This is a genomic window from Roseobacter sp. (assembly GCF_024639605.1).
Taxonomy (GTDB): domain Bacteria; phylum Pseudomonadota; class Alphaproteobacteria; order Rhodobacterales; family Rhodobacteraceae; genus Roseobacter.
In genome coordinates this window covers 1-15,234 of sequence record NZ_JAHEHZ010000085.1, presented here as the reverse complement: position 1 = coordinate 15,234, position 15,234 = coordinate 1, and the positions used below count along the sequence as shown (strand labels likewise).

The following is a 15,234-nucleotide window of genomic DNA, read 5'->3' as shown; positions in this document are numbered from 1 at the left end:
ATTTCGATCTCACACTCGAGAAGCTGAACTTGCGTGATGCAACAGGTCGCGGGCGTTGGTTCTCGATCGGCTCGAACGAGCACCTTACACACTTCGACCTATTGCTCCCATTTATTCGAAGTCAGAACAGAAGCGAGCTACTCGGAACGGTCTTCGTCGGGGCCTGCATGAGAGGCGCACGGACAAATGGCTAATGGCCGGGTCCTGTCACAGGTCCAGCGTCTTGTCCGACAGTTGAACCGTCGCGACCTGCAGGATCTCTACCCAAGAAAAACCCGCGCCGATTTCGTGACTACCCGCGTCGATGCACCAAGTACCTGCAGTCTCGTCGAAGCGCGCGAAAGATCGGTCCGGCATGACAATCGTAACTTCCTTGCTTTCTCCTGGCAGCAATCTGCACTTCGCAAATCCGACCAGCCTGCGCGGCAGATCGGAACCAACAGGCGCGGACGCATAGAGTTGCGCGACGGTACTGCCTTGCCTCGCTCCGGTGTTGACCAGCCGGAACGTCGCATGCACCGCGTCCGCGTGCGCGTCGAGGCGCAATTCCGATAGCGCGAAGGTCGTATAGGAGAGACCGTGGCCAAAAGGGAATAATGGTGCAATCCCATCGCGCTCGTAAGCGCGGTAACCAACATAAACGCCTTCTTCATAGATCACATGGCCATGTTCACCGGGATAAACCTTACGGGCTTTTCCGCCAGTCGGGTTATCTCGCCAGTGTTTCGGAAAGGTCTGTGGTAGACGTCCGCCGGGATCCACGCGTCCCAGTAATACGTCAGCGATGGCATTGCCCGCCTCTTGTCCCGGATACCACGCCTGCAGGATGGCGGGCACGTCATCAACCCAAGGCATTTCGACCGGTCCGCCAGTTTGCAGAACAACTGCCGTCCGCGGGTTCGCGGCAGCAACAGCGCCGATCAGATCATCCTGACGCCCCGGCAATCTGATGTCTTCAAGGTCCGAGCCTTCAGTATCCCATTCACCCGACCTGCCCGCAAAAACGATAGCGACATCGGCCTCCGAAGCGATCTGCGCGGCCTCCTCGATTTCGGTATCTCCCATGGGGACACCAATACCCACATAGACCGCTGCCGACAGAAGCCTGGCTTCCGGGCGCGAGGCGAACTCCACCATGATCTCGTAAGTGCGACCGGCTTCGAGCACCATTTCGCCAACAACCGGATCACAACCTTCTTCAAAGAATGTGCGGCCTCTTTTCCAGTTTTCCCAGACATCCGTCACCAGTTGCCCGTCGACATACAGCCGTGCATAGCCCGCCGCATGTACGCCAAAACGGTGCAGGCCGCTCGTACCTGGCCGGAAACGTCCAGTGATGTGCGCCGAGAAATTCTTGTCGTCAACCTTACCACCAGCAAAGGGCGGGATCCAGATCGCCTCCGCGGCTTGCATGCGTTCCTCGTGCGCAGGTTCCCCTTTGAAGTCGCGGTTTCCATAGAAGGTCGCCGTCAACTCGCCGCGCCAGAGCGGCTCCCAATGGTGATTGGTGCAGCCTGGCGCGTAGAGGAGTGCATTCTCTCCCAGTTGAGCAGCCAGACCGTCCCACGGGCTCACGCTGTAGTGGGCCTTGAGTTGCGCCGATCCGCCGCCCATGATCCGCGCGACTTTGGCATTGGGACCAATCACGGCGATTTTCCTGTCGCCCTCCAGCGGCAGAAGGCAGTCGTTCTTCATCAATACCGTACCCTCCGCTCCGGCTCTGCGGATCAGAGCGCGGTGACTGGGCCGGTTTTCGGCACATTCCTCATGGGGTTGCTCGCCATCCAGCAATCCGACGCGCTCGATCAGACGCAAAACTGACAGTGCGCGCTCGCGGACGGTTGCGCGGCTGACTTCTCCGCGCTCAACGGCCGCCAGCAGCTTGGCCCCGCGATTCCTCGGTGGTCCGGGCATTTCGAGATCAAGCCCGGCATTCAAGGTTTCAGACGTGCTGTGCGAACCGAACCAGTCCGACATGACCAATCCGTCAAAACCCCACTCACCTCGCAAAACCTCGGTCAAAAGCCAGGAATGCTCTGATGTGAAAGTGCCGTTAAGCCGGTTGTACGACGTCATGACCGCCCACACGCCAGCTTCCTTGACCGCTGCCTCGAAGGGAAGCAAATACACCTCCCGCAAGGTGCGTTCATCGACATCGGAAGACATGGTTGTCCGCTCGATCTCGCTTTCGTTGCCGACAAAATGCTTGATCGTCGCGCCAATACCCTGTGACTGCAGGCCTCGAATATGGGAAACCGCAAGATGAGAGGTTAGATGCGGGTCCTCGGCGTAGCACTCGAAATTCCGGCCGTTGGTCACGCTGCGATGGATGTTAACTGTGGGTGCCAACGAGACATGCGCGTCTTTCGTTTTGACTTCTTCAGCCAGCGCCTCGCCGATCTCCTGCGCAAGATCAGGGTTCCAACTGGCGCCTATCGCGATGCCGACCGGGAAAGCCGCCGCCGAAACCGACCCGATCAGAGAGCCGCTACCGCGCGCACCGTTCGGGCCATCCGTGACGCGCAAGGTACCAATGCCGAGCCTTTCGATTGGATTGACCGACCAGAAATCCTGCCCCGACAGAAGGGAAACCTGCTCTTCCAGTGTCAGTTGATCGATCAGGCTTTCAGCCGAACGCATCCTATCCCCTTTTCTAATGTCGCAATTGCATCATTTTCACCGTATCGAAGAAAGCTTCTCGGATCAGCACATAGATTTCCCTAGTTGCAAGCACTGTCCGGCAAAAAGAGAAGGCGGCAGCACGCCGAGTTGACGGTTTTTGGGGCACCGTGCTGCTACCAATCCGCGAGCTGAAACATCAAAACACTGGCGACTGTCGGTACAACATCGTGACCAGCTTCACCGCAGGCCTCTCCGATCTGTCGTTCCGCATCTTTATTCCGCAGGGTTTCTAAGTTGAAGAATCTCCCGAGCCTTTTGCCAGGTCGCGACGGGGCGTTCGTATTTGTCACATATCTCCACAGCCCGCTTTACGAGAGCCGCATTCGATGGCGCGAGTCGCTTTCGATCAAGCCGCACATTGTCTTCGAGGCCCGTGCGCGTATGACCACCCTTTGCAATTGACCATTCATTGATGACGATTTGCGCGGGTCCGATGCCGGCAGCGCACCACTGGGCATCCGGCGCGAGGCGATTGAGCGTTTCGATGTAGAAGTCGAAGATCGGTTCATCCGCAGGCATGGAATTCTTCACTCCCATGACGAACTGCACATAAAGCGGCGCCTTCAGGCGTCCGTCGGCGGCCATGCGTGTAGCCTGTACGATATGCCCGAGATCGAAGGCCTCGATCTCGGGTTTCACGTCATGCGCAATCATTTCAGACGCTAGCCAATCCACGAGATCAGGACTGTTTTCGTAAACGCGCGTCGGAAAATTGTTCGACCCAACCGAGAGCGACGCCATGTCCGGTCGCAGCGGCAGCATCCCGCCTCGTTCTCGCCCCGCTCCGGAGCGTCCGCCCGTGGAAAGCTGGACGATCATACCGGGGCAATGTTCTTCCAGGCCCTCCTTGAGCCGCGCGAACCGCTCGGGGTCCGACGTCGGCTTGCCTTCGTCGTCACGGACATGGCAGTGGACAATGCTCGCCCCAGCCTCGAAGGCTTCCTGCGCGCTTTCGATTTGCTCCGAAACCGAAATCGGTACGGCCGGGTTGTTGTCCTTGGTGGGAAGAGAACCGGTGATTGCCACGCAAATGATGCAAGGATTTGACATATCCGGCCCCTCAGATGTCAAAAAAGACGGTTTCATTTTCACCCTGAACGCGGATGTCAAAGCGATAGACGGCTTGTCCCTCCCGCTCTGATCGCCTGGCGATCAGCGTGCTGCGGCGGTTTTCCCATTCGATCAGGTTGATCACCGGGTCTTTCGCATTCGCCCCGGCCTCATCGTCGAAGTACATCCGCGTGTTCAACCCGATGTTGATGCCCCGCGCGACAATCCAGAGGTTGATATGCGGCGCCATCAGCTTGCCCGAACGGCCCATGACAGCGCCCGGCTTGACGGTGTCGAAGCCCCATGCGCCGGTCTCGAAATCGGTGATCACCCTGCCCCATCCGCGGAACCCCTCTTCGACGTCGCCGCCGCCTTCGGGATGCGCGTAGTTACCGTCTGCGTTGGCCTGCCAGGCTTCGAGCATGACATCCTTGATCGGGGACCCGGTACCATCGATCACGAGACCTTCGACGCGAATGCGCTCTCCCTTCGCGTTGGGTCCGGCAATGTCCCACCCAAGTTCCCGGTCGTAGATGTCGAAGCCTGCAGCCCCCGGCGCGAGACCGATATGAACGTAGGGCCCTGCCGTTTGCGACGGCGTTTCCTTGAGATAGTTGAGCGACTGTCCCATCAGTTCCCCTCCAAACGGTTTTCGAAAAGTGTGGACCGGCGACCGCGCAGAACGATGTCGAATCTATAGGCAATCGTGTCGAGCGGGATGGTCGCGTTCATGTCGAGCTTTGCCGTCAGCTGATCGATTGCATCCGGATCGGGTATCGTCTGCACGATCGGGCAGAGTGGTATCAGCGGATCACCTTCAAAATAGAGCTGCGTAATCAGCCGCTGGCAGAACGAAGCGCCAAAGACCGAAACATGGATGTGCGCCGGACGCCAGTTGTTGACCATGTTGCGCCACGGGTACGCGCCCGGCTTCACCGTCCGGAAGGCATAGTACCCGTTTTCATCCGTGATCGTGCGCCCGCACCCGCCGAAGTTCGGGTCAATCGGCGCGAGATACGTGTCTTTCTTGTGTCGATATCTCCCTCCCGCGTTGGCCTGCCAGATTTCCACGAGGGTATTAGGTACCGGGCGGGCGTTTTCGTCGAGAACGCGACCGTGCACGATGATGCGCTCGCCGATCGGATCGCCATTTTTTGCGTAGTTCTTGATCAGATCATGATCGAGTGCTGCAACGTCATTGTGACCAAACACCGGCCCGGTCACTTCGCTGGCGGATTGCTCGAGGCTTATCAGCGAGTAGCGCGGGGAACGGGCAACCGACGTCTTGTACGCCGGTGTGTATGCAGGCGGGTGCCGCCCCCGGTCACGCTGATAGTATTCTGCTGGTTGTGTCATCTTTCCTCCTCCTCGAATTCAGCAAAAGTGGCTTTCGCGAGCTTGATGGCATGGTTCGCCTTCGGAACGCCTGCGTAGACGGCCACATGCATGAAGGCCTGCAGGATGTCTTCGGGCGATGCGCCGGTGTTGCGGCTGGCCCGGATATGCATCGGGATTTCCTCGAAATTCCCCGTCGCCGCCAGCAAGGCCAGCGTCAGCATTGACCGTTCACGACGCGAAATCGTCTCGTCTGCCCAAAGAGTTCCCCAGGCAGCCTCTGTAATGAGGTTTTGGAAAGGCTCGTCAAACGGTGTTTTACTGGCTTCGGCGCGGTCGACATGTTCGTTTCCCAGCACCTCGCGGCGCACAATCATTCCGGTATTAAAGCGATCAGGCATTTGCATGCTCCTCTAGAAAAGTTGAGAGAACCGCCGCGTATTCCGCCGGTGCCTCGACGCAGGGCAAGTGGCCGACAGCCGGAATTGTGTGGCACACCGCACCAGGTATCAGGGCGCATGTTTCAGCGACAAGGTCCGGATGACTGGCTTCGTCTTCAGCTCCGGCTATGCCGAGCACCGGATGCCGTAGCCGGACAGCCAATGTAGACAGATCGGCGTCGGCGATAGCAGCGCAGCAGCCAATATACCCTGCTATGGGCGTGCGAGTCAGCATTGCGCGCCAAAGCTTGGTTTCGGGTGATGCACGAAATTTTGTGCCGAACCATCGCTCCAGTATTGCGTTGGCCTGAGCCTCAATACCGCGAACTTCGATGTCAGAAATCCGGGTCTGCCACATCTCGGCCGTTCCCATTTTGACAGCGGAGTTCGAGAGCACCAGAGCGCGGACAAGGTCGGGCCGCCTTATCGCGAGATTGAGACCAATCATGCCGCCGATTGAAAGTCCGACAAACAGTACAGACCCGAGGTTCAGCGTTTCGATCAGCGCTTCGACGTCTTTGGTCAGATCGTCGATCTGATATGGTCCTTCGGGGCACTCCGACAGCCCATGACCCCGTTTGTCATAGCGGATAAAACGATATCCCTGCGGCAAAAGCGGGATAAGTGTGTCCCAGAGACGCAGATCAGTTCCGAGCGAATTTGCAAATACAACCGGAGGCCCGTTTGGGTCGCCATCCTCTCTCCAGTGATGCCAAACACTATTTGCTTTTGCGATGTGCATCAGTAGGGCAATCCTACATAGTTTTCGGCCATCGCCCTCTGCGCGGCGTCGTTGGAGCGCAGGAATTCGATCTCGGCGATCTGCATCTTCAGGTCGAACTCCGATTGATCCGGATAGCGGTGCATCAGGGACGAAAACCACCACGAAAAGCGTTCCGCTTTCCAGATGCGCTTGAGCGCCTTTTCCGAATAGCCGTCGATGCCTTGCGTGTCTCCGTTTTCGTAGAAGTCCTTCAGCCCGTTGTAGAGATAGTGAATATCCGATGCAGCCGTGTTGAGCCCCTTCGCCCCGGTCGGCGGCACGATATGCGCGGCGTCCCCGCACAGGAACAGCCGCCCCCAGCGCATCGGTTCAGTGACGAAAGAACGCAGCGGTGCGATCGATTTTTCGATCGACGGGCCCGCAATGAGAGCATCCGCGTGTTCCTTCGGGATCCGTCGTTTCAACTCTTCCCAGAAGGCCTCATCCGTCCAGTCCTCGGGGCTGTCGCTGAGGGAGCACTGAATGTAATAGCGGCTGAGCTTGTCATTGCGCATCGAGCACAGAGCAAATCCGCGTTCCGAATTGGCGTAGATCAGTTCGTGGTTAACCGGCGGCGTCTCGCTGAGAATGCCCAGCCAGCCAAACGGATAGACCTTCTCGTATTCCTTGCGCACATCGAGCGGAATTGTCTGGCGGCTCACGCCGTGAAAGCCGTCGCAGCCCGCCACGAAATCGCATTCCAGCGTGCGGGCGTCGCCCCCTACCGAGCAGCTCACGCGCGGCGTGTCGCTGTCCGCGCCAAGGATCACGACGTCCTCGACATTGAACTCGATCTTGCCGCCGGCTGTCTCGCGTGCCGCGTAAAGATCGCGCGTCACCTCTGTCTGGCCATAGACCATGACCGGCTTGCCGGTGTGCTGCGTGAAATCGATCCTGAAAATCTCATCGCCATAGGAGATAAGTGTTCCGTCATGGGTGAACCCTTCGGAGTGCATGCGCTCGGCGCATCCCGCCTCTTCCATGAGTTCCACGAAACCCTGCTCCAGCACCCCGGCCCGGATGCGTCCCAGCACATAGTCCTTGGTCTTGCGCTCCAGCACGACGCTGTCGATGCCACGGGTATGCAAAAGCTGAGAGAGCAGAAGTCCGGAAGGCCCGCCTCCGATGATTGCGACTTGAGTCTTCATTTTCCCCTCCAAAGCTGTTGCGATCTTTTTAGATACCCTTAAACTGTATGTAAAATTCCAAATTGGGCGGTATAGTTTCAATAATGGAAAGCAAGCGCGCGCGTCAGATCAAGATGAGGCATCTTTATGCCTTTGTCGAAACTGTGCGCTGTGGCAGCCTGAAGCAGGCGGCAGAGAGGATATTTCTAACCCAGCCGGCGATTTCCAAGACGCTCAAGGACTTGGAAACCATTTTGGGCGTGCAGCTGCTGACACGGGACCGCGGCGGTGTCGAACTGACACGAGAAGGTGCTGTATTCAGGCAATTCGCGGAACAGAGCCTTGCCGCTCTGACCCATGGATTGACCAGCCTTAGCGCGCTGAGCACAGGCGTCGCCACACCGCTGCGTATCGGTGCTTTGCCCAGTGTGGCAGCGGATCTTCTGCCGGATGCCGTCTTGAGATTTGCGGAGCTTTCTCCGGCGACGCCTTTGATCGTTGAGGATGGGAAGATCGATGAACTGGTGGACAGATTGCGCACCGGCGCCGTGGATCTCGTGCTTGGACGCATGGGCAGACCCGAGACGATGAAAGGCCTTGCATTTACGCAGCTTTATTCCGAGCAGGTTGTTTTCGTCGTAGCGCCAAATCATCCCCTGGTCGGTTGCGAAGATCTCGAAGCACTGTCGGAATGGCGCGTCCTTTATCCGCCCAAGGAAGCCGCTATCCGTCCGTTGGTTGACAGGTTCATGATCATGCACGGGATCGGCGAATGGCCAAATCGCCTGGAAACCGTCTCCGGCGCTTTCGGCCGTTCGATGACCCTCGGCCCGGCGCAGGCGGTCTGGATCATCAGTCACGGGGTGGTTGCGCGGGACATCGCAGCCGGTCGACTTGTTGTGCTGCCCATTGAAACCGGCGCAATGTCCGGCCCGGTCGGGATCATGGCGCGGTCGGAGGAAGATCCGACGCCGCAGATTCGCCTCTTTCGCCAGGCGATTCTGGAGACACAAGGCACGGACACCTCCGAAAATATCGACTGAGACTTAAATCCACGAAGATACTCGAGCGACGGCTTCAGACATGCTCTCGAAATCCGGAATGCCAATCGGAACAGGTGTTTTTTGCGACCCATTTCATTCGGCAAGTGAGATCAAGCACATATATCTGCCTGCTGGATTAGAAGTACGTTCCACAGCCCTCCCTGCTTCCCAAGCCTGCTCCTTACCCTTTAGTTTCCAAAAATAGAAATCATAACGGGCAAAAAGTAATTTTCCATGCCCAATTAGATATTATAACGTGTCTCATGGAGATACGGGGGGAAACATGCTTACGCCGAGCGGCAATTCAGTAGACGGAATGTCGAGCGTGCCTGGTTCCGACACGCCGGCATTGCCGTTGCTCGTAGGTGTGTCCAAAAGCACTCAACCCGGCATCGTCTGCGCCAGTGAGATCGTGATTGCATCGCGCGAGGTGGCAAATTGATCGGCGTATTCGACCATCCCTGCCTCGCCGGACTTTTTGCCGATGACGACGCCTGCCGCATCTGGTCCGCCGAACGCCAGTTGCAGCACATGCTGTCATTCGAGGCCGCCTATTCGCGCGCGCTTGGCACGGCTGGCGTCGTTGAAACCGATGTCGCTGCTTCGGCTGCACTTCTGATCGAAAAATTCAAACCCGACCTGCAACAGCTGCGCGACGGCACGGCCAGAGACGGCCTGCCGGTCCCGGCTTTGGTTGCGCAACTGAAAAAAGCCGGCGGGTCTCTCGCGCCCGCAATCCACGCCGGTGCAACATCTCAGGACGTGCTCGATACCGCACTTGCGCTTACACTGCGCGAGACCACCGATCTTCTGGTGGCCCGGCTGAAGACGCTGGCCACTGATTTAGACAGCCTGAACGATGCATTCGGGGCGAATCCCCTGATGGGCCGGACGCGTATGCAGGCGGCAATGCCGATCAGGGTCTCCGACAGATTAACCACCTGGCGTGCGCCGCTGGACGCGCATTGCGACCGTTTAATGGAACTGCGGCCCCACACGGAAAAACTCCAGCTCGGCGGGGCAGCAGGCGACCGCAAGGAACTGGAGCCTTTTGGCGACCGAGTAGCCCGGGCGCTTGCGGCGGAACTTGATCTGGCCGTATCCGATTTCACATGGCACGCGGCGCGCGACGGAATTGCCGCCTATGCAAGCGTGCTTTCGCTGATCACCGGCACGCTCGGTAAGATGGGCCAGGACATCTGTTTGATGGCCCAGCAGGGACTCGACGAAATCCGGATTAATGGCGGCGGCGGGTCCTCCGCCATGCCCCACAAAGCGAACCCCATACTTGCCGAGCTGCTGGTGACGCTTGCGCGGTTTAACGCGACGCAACTGTCCGGCATCCACCAGGCTCAGGTCCATGAACAGGAACGATCCGGCAGCGCCTGGGCTCTGGAATGGATGATCCTGCCGCAGATGGCGGTGGCCGCAGCCAGATCGCTCGGCGCCGGTTCTTCGCTGTGCCGGAACGTCACATCCATGGGTGGAGCATCGAATTGAGAGAAGATCGGACGCGCCAATTCCGTCGAAAAGGTCCACGGTCCTGAAAGGCCCGGATCGAGATCAAGACAACGAACGAAACACCAAAGGAGGAAACCGAAATGAAAATGAGAACGCAGTTTCTGAGTTCGATTGCCGCCGTCGCTATGACGGCAACGGCCAGCATGGCCCAGGAGGTGACGCTGATCATGCATCATTTCCTGCCGCCCGTGGCCAGTGCGCACAAGGACATGCTTCAGCCTTGGGCGGAAAAGGTACAAGCGGACAGTGGCGGACGCATCGCCATCGAGATTTTCCCTGCCATGTCGATGGGCGGAAAACCGAACGAACTCTACGGACAGGTCCGAGACGGAACGGCTGACATTGTCTGGACGCTACTGGGCTACACGCCCGGTGTCTTCACCCGCAGCGAGGTATTTGAGCTTCCGCTGGTGCACGCGGGATCTGCCGAGGCGACCACGATTGCAATGAACGCCTCGCTTGACCTGCTGGCGGAGGATTTCGAGGATGTGCATGTTCTGTTTTTGCACACACATGACGGAAACCTCATCCACTCGGCAAGCACACCTGTTCGCTCGCTTGAAGATGCATCCGGCCTGAAGCTGCGCACGCCGAGCCGGACCGGGGCGTGGATCATCGAGGGGATCGGGGCCGAGCCTGTCGGCATGCCGGTTCCAACGCTGCCCGAGGCACTGTCAAAAGGCGTCGTCGACGGGGCGCTCATTCCTTTCGAGATTGTACCGGCGCTCAAACTCCAGGAACTCGACAAATCCACGACCGAATTGCCCGGCGGTGATCGCTTCGGCACCTCGACCTTCATGGTCGCCATGAACAAGGACGCGTATGAAGCGCTGCCCGATGATCTGAAGGCAGTTATCGACGCGAATTCCGGAGCCAATGTGGCCGCAGAAATCGGCGCGATCTGGGAAGGTTTCGAGACCGGCGGCGAGACCGCCCTGTCGGATGCCGGCGTCGAGCGCATCGTTCTCTCGGATGAAGAGGCGGCCAAGTTCAACGCCGTCAGCGAACAAGTTGTTCAGCGCTGGATCGACGACGTTGCTGCCAAGGGGATCGACGGCGCTGCTCTGGTCGAACAGGCACGTGCCGCCGTCACCGCCGCTACGCCGCGCAACTGACCCGCAACAGTCAGGAGAGGCAATACCGCCCCTCCTGACATCGAAGCACAACGAAGGGAAAATGCCATGACCGCCTTTCTCGGGCGACTGGCCGATGTCTTTGCCGTCCTCGGTGGAGTAATTCTGCTGATAATCGTCGCCATCACGACCACGAACACGACCGCTTTCATCCTGGACAGGATTGCGGGGCTGTTCGGCGCAGACGTCTCCGGACTACCGGGATACGAGGATTTCGTGCAGCTTGCCATCAGCGGCGCCGCATTGATGTTTTTCCCTTATTGCCAGGCGCACAAAGGGCATGTCGCCGTCGAACTCTTCATGGATCGGTTGCCGGAAGGCTTCCAAAACGGGATTGACAGGCTGTGGCTCGCCCTGACAGCCGCCGTTGCCCTGTTCCTCGCGTACTGGATGATTTTTGGCCTGCTGGAGGCGCGATCAGACACGGTTGTGACCAGCGTTCTGGGCTGGCCGACCTGGCCATTCTACATTCCCGGCCTGGCGTCGATGGTCCTTTGGGCGCTCATCGCAGTCTCTCAGATAAAAGGAAGCACCAGCGATGCTTGACCCCATCACCATCGGAGTTGTCGGGCTCATCGTGCTTTTTGGCCTGTTGATCCTGCGTATGCCAGTTGGCATCGCGATGATCCTGGTCGGTATCGGCGGCACCTGGGTGCTCAGCCAGACTGTCAGTTACATCCGCTTCGTCCCCTACCTGAGGCAGTTCAAGAGCCTACTTTGGGAAAACGTCGCGAATTACGATCTGTCGGTCGTCCCGCTGTTCGTGCTCATGGGGTACATCGCTGCCGAGGCGCGTTTGTCGAGCGATCTCTTCAAAGGCTTGGAAGCACTCATGTCCAGATTGCGCGGCGGTGTCGCCATGGCGGCTGTTGCAGCCTGCGGTGGGTTCGGCGCTGTCTGCGGATCGTCCCTGGCCACGGCCGCGACGATGGGTAAGGTCGCGTTGCCCGAACTGAAGAAACTCGGCTACGCGCCGAGCCTTGCATCCGGCTCACTCGCCGCAGGCGGTACGCTGGGCATTCTGATCCCGCCGTCCGTTGCTCTCGTGATCTATGCGATCATCGTCGAGGGATCGATCCTGAAAATGTTCCAGGCGGCAATTGTGCCGGGCTTGATCGCCGTTCTGGGATTTATTCTTGTCATCGCGATCCAGGTCCGGATCAATCCTTCACTCGCGCCCGAACCAACGCAAATGGAACCGGAAGATCGCCGCAAGGCAATTCGCCGGCTGTGGCCCGTTATCGGCATCTTCGGCGCGATCATACTGGGCCTCGGGTTTGGTCTTTTTACGCCTACGCCAGCGGCCAGCATCGGTGTCTTCGCCATTGCGACCTATGGATTCATCCTGCGAGGGCTTACCGGTGAGGGGTTGAACATAGCAGGTCTTCTGCGTGCCATCCGGGCGACCGCAATCACCAGCGGGATGATCTATCTCATTCTTTTCGGAGCCGAGGTTCTGAAAGGATTTTTCACGCGGACCAACCTGCCTCAGGCCCTGTCTGAGTGGGCCGCGACCAGCGGCATGGACCCGATGGTCATCCTGATCATCATGCTTTGCATCTTCATCATCCTGGGATGTTTCATGGAAAGCCTTGCGATGATTCTCGTCGTCGTACCGTTTTTCTGGCCGACCTTGATCGCGCTCAACGGCGGTGAATATGTCACCGCCGAAACAGCCGCCTTCGGCATGGACCCAGACAGCCTGAAGATCTGGTTCGGAATTCTCGCCCTCATCGTGGTTGAACTGGGCCTGATAACGCCGCCGGTGGGACTGAACGTCTTCATCATCTCATCGCTGGCCCGTGATACGCCGATGTCCACCGTCTTTCGGGGGGTCATGCCGTTCCTCGGCGCGGAAATTGTGCGCGTCGGTCTCATTCTCGCAATCCCGGCATTGACACTCGCGGTTCCCAGACTGATAGGCGGGTAGTCACTTAAGAAGTTTCGGAGCGGTCTGTACATGGCATCGTCCTTACCGCTCCGAGCCTTGAGTTAAGCAGCTTCGACGCGTTTCGCGTTACGATTCAAATAGCTAACTCGTTGGAACTTCCGTGCCAGGTCCGGCCGGATCGGAAACAAGGCCGATGACCTTTTGGGCGAGATGGAGAAATGTAGCCCGCTCTGCTTCATTCAGCCCCAATAGAATGTCGCCCTGAAGCTGCGTCACAATCGGCACGATCTCGTTGTAGACCTTTAGACCATTTTTGGTCGGCCGCACCTCACGTGCTCTGCGGTCACGCTTGCTGACCGAACGCTCCACATAGCCTTTCTGTTCGAGACGGTCGATCACACCCCCTATCGTCGCCCGATCATAAGCTATCTTTGTGGCGATGCTCGCCTGGTCAATGCCGGGTTCTGCAATGATTGCGTCCATCGCGGCGAACTGAACTGAGGTAATGTCAAATCCAGCTTCTTGAATTCGCTTCGCGAACACCTGTGTCGAGGTCTGGTGCAGGCGTCGAATCAAATGCCCAGCCATCTCATCCAGCTTCATCTTTGCGCCCCACTGCCTTTAGTTGATTTTAAATCTATTAGTAGCAATATCTTAGAATATTTAGTATGTACACATATTTATATTGACTCATTTAGTAAGTATAGATACTAATTTCAGCATACACGGTCCTGCACCATGGACGCGTTGCAGGGAGGAACGACGATGCAATATTACCTGGATGGCTTTCGCGGCGGAGATCCCGACATCAAAACTGCGGCTCGGGGTAGACGTGAACGCAGCCCGTTTTCGGCATTGCCCGAAAAAGTGGACGTGCTTATTGCGGGTTGCGGTCCTGCCGGGCTATGCCTAGCGGCCCAACTGTCGCAATTTCCCGAGATTGAAACGATGATCGTGGAACCAAAACCGGGTCCGATCGAAAAGGGACAGGCCGATGGCGTGAACACCCGCACAATGGAAATGTTTCAGGCATTTGGTTTCGGCGAAAAGGTCAAGCGGGAAAGCTACTGGGTGAACCAAACGGCGTTCTGGGCGCCTGACCCGGAGAACCGCGCGCATATCAAGCGCATCGGCCGTGTGCAGGATGTGCCGGACGACTCCTCGGAGATGCCTCACACTCTCATTAACCAGGCGCGCGTGCATGAGTTGTTTCTGGACGTCATGCGCAATGCGCCCACGCGGCTCGAGCCCGATTACGGCTGGGCGGTTCGCGATTTGACCGTCGACATCGAGACAGATGATCATCCGGTGAAGGTTACGCTTGAAAACACCAGCATCAACGCGGGCGAAACGAAGACAATACGTGCCAACTACGTCGTGGGATGTGACGGCGCGCGATCGAACGTGCGGAAGGCCATCGGCGGCCAGTTGCATGGCGATGCGGCGCACCAGGCCTGGGGCGTCATGGACATTCTCGCCAATACGGACTTTCCCGACATACGCCAGAAATGCCTCATCGCCTCGGCGACCGAAGGCAACGTCCTCGTCCTGCCGCGCGAAGGCGGCTACCTGTTCCGTCTTTACGTCGAGTTGGACAAGCTCAGTCCTGATGAGCGCGTCGCTGGCCGCAATTTCACGGCGGATCATTTGATTGCCGCCGCCAACCGGATCATGCAACCATACCAGATCGACGTGAAAGAGGTCGTCTGGTGGTCGATCTACGAGATCGGGCATCGCCTGACCGACCGCTTCGATGACGTGCCCGAGGGCGAGAGCCGCGCACCCCGCGTCTTCACCGCTGGCGATGCGTGCCACACCCACAGCCCGAAGGCCGGCCAGGGGATGAACGTCTCCATGCAGGATTCCTTCAACCTCGGCTGGAAGCTGGCGCATGTTCTTCAAGGGCGCTCCGATGCCACGCTTCTGCGCAGCTATTCGATGGAACGATGGAAGGAGGCCAAACGCCTGATCGAAACCGATCACAAATGGGCCCGGATCATGTCCGCGCCGCCGGGCACATCCGAACTCGACGGCACTGACATGCCGCGGTTTCAAAAACAATTCATCGAGAACCTGGAATTCACCGGAGGGCTTGCGGTGCATTACGACGCCTCCGACCTCTTCGGCGCGCCAACGTACCAGAACCTAGCAACCGGGTTGACCATCGGGCGGCGGTTTCACTCGGCGCCGGTGGTGCGCCTGGCGGACGCAATGCAGATGCAGCTTGGCCATGTCGCCGAAGCCGATGG

At 58.4% G+C, this 15,234-nt stretch carries 15 protein-coding genes; 7 read left to right on the top strand and 8 right to left on the bottom strand.

The window, feature by feature from the left end; genetic code table 11:
• Nucleotides 1–207: 207 nt before the first annotated feature.
• The 7 genes from Q0M35_RS12035 to pobA form a co-directional block, all read right to left on the bottom strand.
• Nucleotides 208–2,640, bottom strand: a complete 2,433-nt coding sequence (locus Q0M35_RS12035) for a glycoside hydrolase family 3 C-terminal domain-containing protein (RefSeq protein WP_295315553.1) — start codon at nucleotides 2,638–2,640, stop codon at nucleotides 208–210.
• A 255-nt stretch (nucleotides 2,641–2,895) separates the two neighbouring features.
• Nucleotides 2,896–3,732 carry a 3-keto-5-aminohexanoate cleavage protein gene (locus Q0M35_RS12030; RefSeq protein ID WP_295315551.1) on the bottom strand — a complete coding sequence of 279 codons (837 nt, stop codon included), beginning with the start codon at nucleotides 3,730–3,732 and terminating at the stop codon, nucleotides 2,896–2,898.
• Nucleotides 3,733–3,742: 10 nt separating this feature from the next.
• On the bottom strand, nucleotides 3,743–4,363 hold the full coding sequence (pcaG, locus tag Q0M35_RS12025; RefSeq protein ID WP_295315549.1) for a protocatechuate 3,4-dioxygenase subunit alpha: 621 nt from the start codon (nucleotides 4,361–4,363) through the stop codon (nucleotides 3,743–3,745).
• Entirely contained in the window at nucleotides 4,363–5,088 is a 726-nt protein-coding gene (gene pcaH, locus Q0M35_RS12020) for a protocatechuate 3,4-dioxygenase subunit beta (protein ID WP_295315547.1), read from the bottom strand. Before pcaH ends, pcaG begins: the two co-directional genes overlap by 1 nt.
• Nucleotides 5,085–5,468 carry a 4-carboxymuconolactone decarboxylase gene (gene pcaC, locus Q0M35_RS12015; RefSeq protein ID WP_295315545.1) on the bottom strand — a complete coding sequence of 128 codons (384 nt, stop codon included), beginning with the start codon at nucleotides 5,466–5,468 and terminating at the stop codon, nucleotides 5,085–5,087. The genes pcaH and pcaC overlap by 4 nt, the downstream gene beginning before the upstream one ends.
• Nucleotides 5,461–6,249, bottom strand: a complete 789-nt coding sequence (gene pcaD / locus Q0M35_RS12010) for a 3-oxoadipate enol-lactonase (RefSeq protein ID WP_295315543.1) — start codon at nucleotides 6,247–6,249, stop codon at nucleotides 5,461–5,463. Before pcaD ends, pcaC begins: the two co-directional genes overlap by 8 nt.
• Nucleotides 6,249–7,418 (bottom strand): 4-hydroxybenzoate 3-monooxygenase, encoded by a 1,170-nt coding sequence (gene pobA / locus Q0M35_RS12005; protein ID WP_295315541.1) that lies wholly within the window; start codon nucleotides 7,416–7,418, stop codon nucleotides 6,249–6,251. Before pobA ends, pcaD begins: the two co-directional genes overlap by 1 nt.
• A gap of 83 nt (nucleotides 7,419–7,501) precedes the next feature.
• Here pobA and pcaQ point away from each other — a divergent pair, with 83 nt between their 5' ends.
• The 6 genes from pcaQ to Q0M35_RS11975 all read left to right on the top strand — a co-directional run bounded on the left by pcaQ (nucleotide 7,502) and on the right by Q0M35_RS11975 (nucleotide 13,024).
• The gene (gene pcaQ / locus Q0M35_RS12000) at nucleotides 7,502–8,440 is read left to right on the top strand and encodes a pca operon transcription factor PcaQ (RefSeq protein ID WP_295315539.1); all 939 of its coding nucleotides are present in this window, start codon (nucleotides 7,502–7,504) and stop codon (nucleotides 8,438–8,440) included.
• Nucleotides 8,441–8,723: 283 nt separating this feature from the next.
• The gene (locus Q0M35_RS11995; protein ID WP_295315537.1) at nucleotides 8,724–8,882 is read left to right on the top strand and encodes a hypothetical protein; all 159 of its coding nucleotides are present in this window, start codon (nucleotides 8,724–8,726) and stop codon (nucleotides 8,880–8,882) included.
• Nucleotides 8,879–9,940 (top strand): 3-carboxy-cis,cis-muconate cycloisomerase, encoded by a 1,062-nt coding sequence (locus Q0M35_RS11990; RefSeq protein ID WP_295315535.1) that lies wholly within the window; start codon nucleotides 8,879–8,881, stop codon nucleotides 9,938–9,940. The genes Q0M35_RS11995 and Q0M35_RS11990 overlap by 4 nt, the downstream gene beginning before the upstream one ends.
• 101 nt (nucleotides 9,941–10,041) lie before the next feature.
• Nucleotides 10,042–11,076, top strand: a complete 1,035-nt coding sequence (locus Q0M35_RS11985) for a TRAP transporter substrate-binding protein (protein ID WP_295315533.1) — start codon at nucleotides 10,042–10,044, stop codon at nucleotides 11,074–11,076.
• 66 nt (nucleotides 11,077–11,142) lie between these two features.
• Nucleotides 11,143–11,640 (top strand): TRAP transporter small permease, encoded by a 498-nt coding sequence (locus Q0M35_RS11980; protein WP_295315531.1) that lies wholly within the window; start codon nucleotides 11,143–11,145, stop codon nucleotides 11,638–11,640.
• Nucleotides 11,633–13,024, top strand: coding sequence for a TRAP transporter large permease (locus Q0M35_RS11975; RefSeq protein ID WP_295315529.1), 1,392 nt, complete (start codon nucleotides 11,633–11,635; stop codon nucleotides 13,022–13,024). Before Q0M35_RS11980 ends, Q0M35_RS11975 begins: the two co-directional genes overlap by 8 nt.
• A gap of 102 nt (nucleotides 13,025–13,126) precedes the next feature.
• Here Q0M35_RS11975 and Q0M35_RS11970 read toward each other — a convergent pair whose 3' ends face one another.
• Entirely contained in the window at nucleotides 13,127–13,588 is a 462-nt protein-coding gene (locus Q0M35_RS11970; RefSeq protein ID WP_295315527.1) for a MarR family transcriptional regulator, read from the bottom strand.
• A 162-nt stretch (nucleotides 13,589–13,750) separates the two neighbouring features.
• Between Q0M35_RS11970 and Q0M35_RS11965 the strand changes: the two genes are divergently transcribed.
• A partial coding sequence (locus tag Q0M35_RS11965; RefSeq protein WP_295315525.1) for an FAD-dependent monooxygenase occupies nucleotides 13,751–15,234 on the top strand: 1,484 nt, incomplete at its 3' end.

Excerpts from the sequence above, each read along its gene's own strand:
- pcaG (WP_295315549.1), bottom strand. The coding sequence starts at position 4,363 with ATGGGACAGTCGCTCAACTATCTCAAGGAAACGCCGTCGCAAACGGCA.
- Q0M35_RS11970 (WP_295315527.1), bottom strand. The coding sequence starts at position 13,588 with ATGAAGCTGGATGAGATGGCTGGGCATTTGATTCGACGCCTGCACCAG.
- Q0M35_RS11985 (WP_295315533.1), top strand. The coding sequence starts at position 10,042 with ATGAAAATGAGAACGCAGTTTCTGAGTTCGATTGCCGCCGTCGCTATG.
- pcaC (WP_295315545.1), bottom strand. The coding sequence starts at position 5,468 with ATGCCTGATCGCTTTAATACCGGAATGATTGTGCGCCGCGAGGTGCTG.
- pcaH (WP_295315547.1), bottom strand. The coding sequence starts at position 5,088 with ATGACACAACCAGCAGAATACTATCAGCGTGACCGGGGGCGGCACCCG.
- pcaQ (WP_295315539.1), top strand. The coding sequence starts at position 7,502 with ATGGAAAGCAAGCGCGCGCGTCAGATCAAGATGAGGCATCTTTATGCC.
- Q0M35_RS12035 (WP_295315553.1), bottom strand. The coding sequence starts at position 2,640 with ATGCGTTCGGCTGAAAGCCTGATCGATCAACTGACACTGGAAGAGCAG.
- Q0M35_RS11995 (WP_295315537.1), top strand. The coding sequence starts at position 8,724 with ATGCTTACGCCGAGCGGCAATTCAGTAGACGGAATGTCGAGCGTGCCT.
- pcaD (WP_295315543.1), bottom strand. The coding sequence starts at position 6,249 with ATGCACATCGCAAAAGCAAATAGTGTTTGGCATCACTGGAGAGAGGAT.
- Q0M35_RS11975 (WP_295315529.1), top strand. The coding sequence starts at position 11,633 with ATGCTTGACCCCATCACCATCGGAGTTGTCGGGCTCATCGTGCTTTTT.
- Q0M35_RS11980 (WP_295315531.1), top strand. The coding sequence starts at position 11,143 with ATGACCGCCTTTCTCGGGCGACTGGCCGATGTCTTTGCCGTCCTCGGT.
- pobA (WP_295315541.1), bottom strand. The coding sequence starts at position 7,418 with ATGAAGACTCAAGTCGCAATCATCGGAGGCGGGCCTTCCGGACTTCTG.
- Q0M35_RS12030 (WP_295315551.1), bottom strand. The coding sequence starts at position 3,732 with ATGTCAAATCCTTGCATCATTTGCGTGGCAATCACCGGTTCTCTTCCC.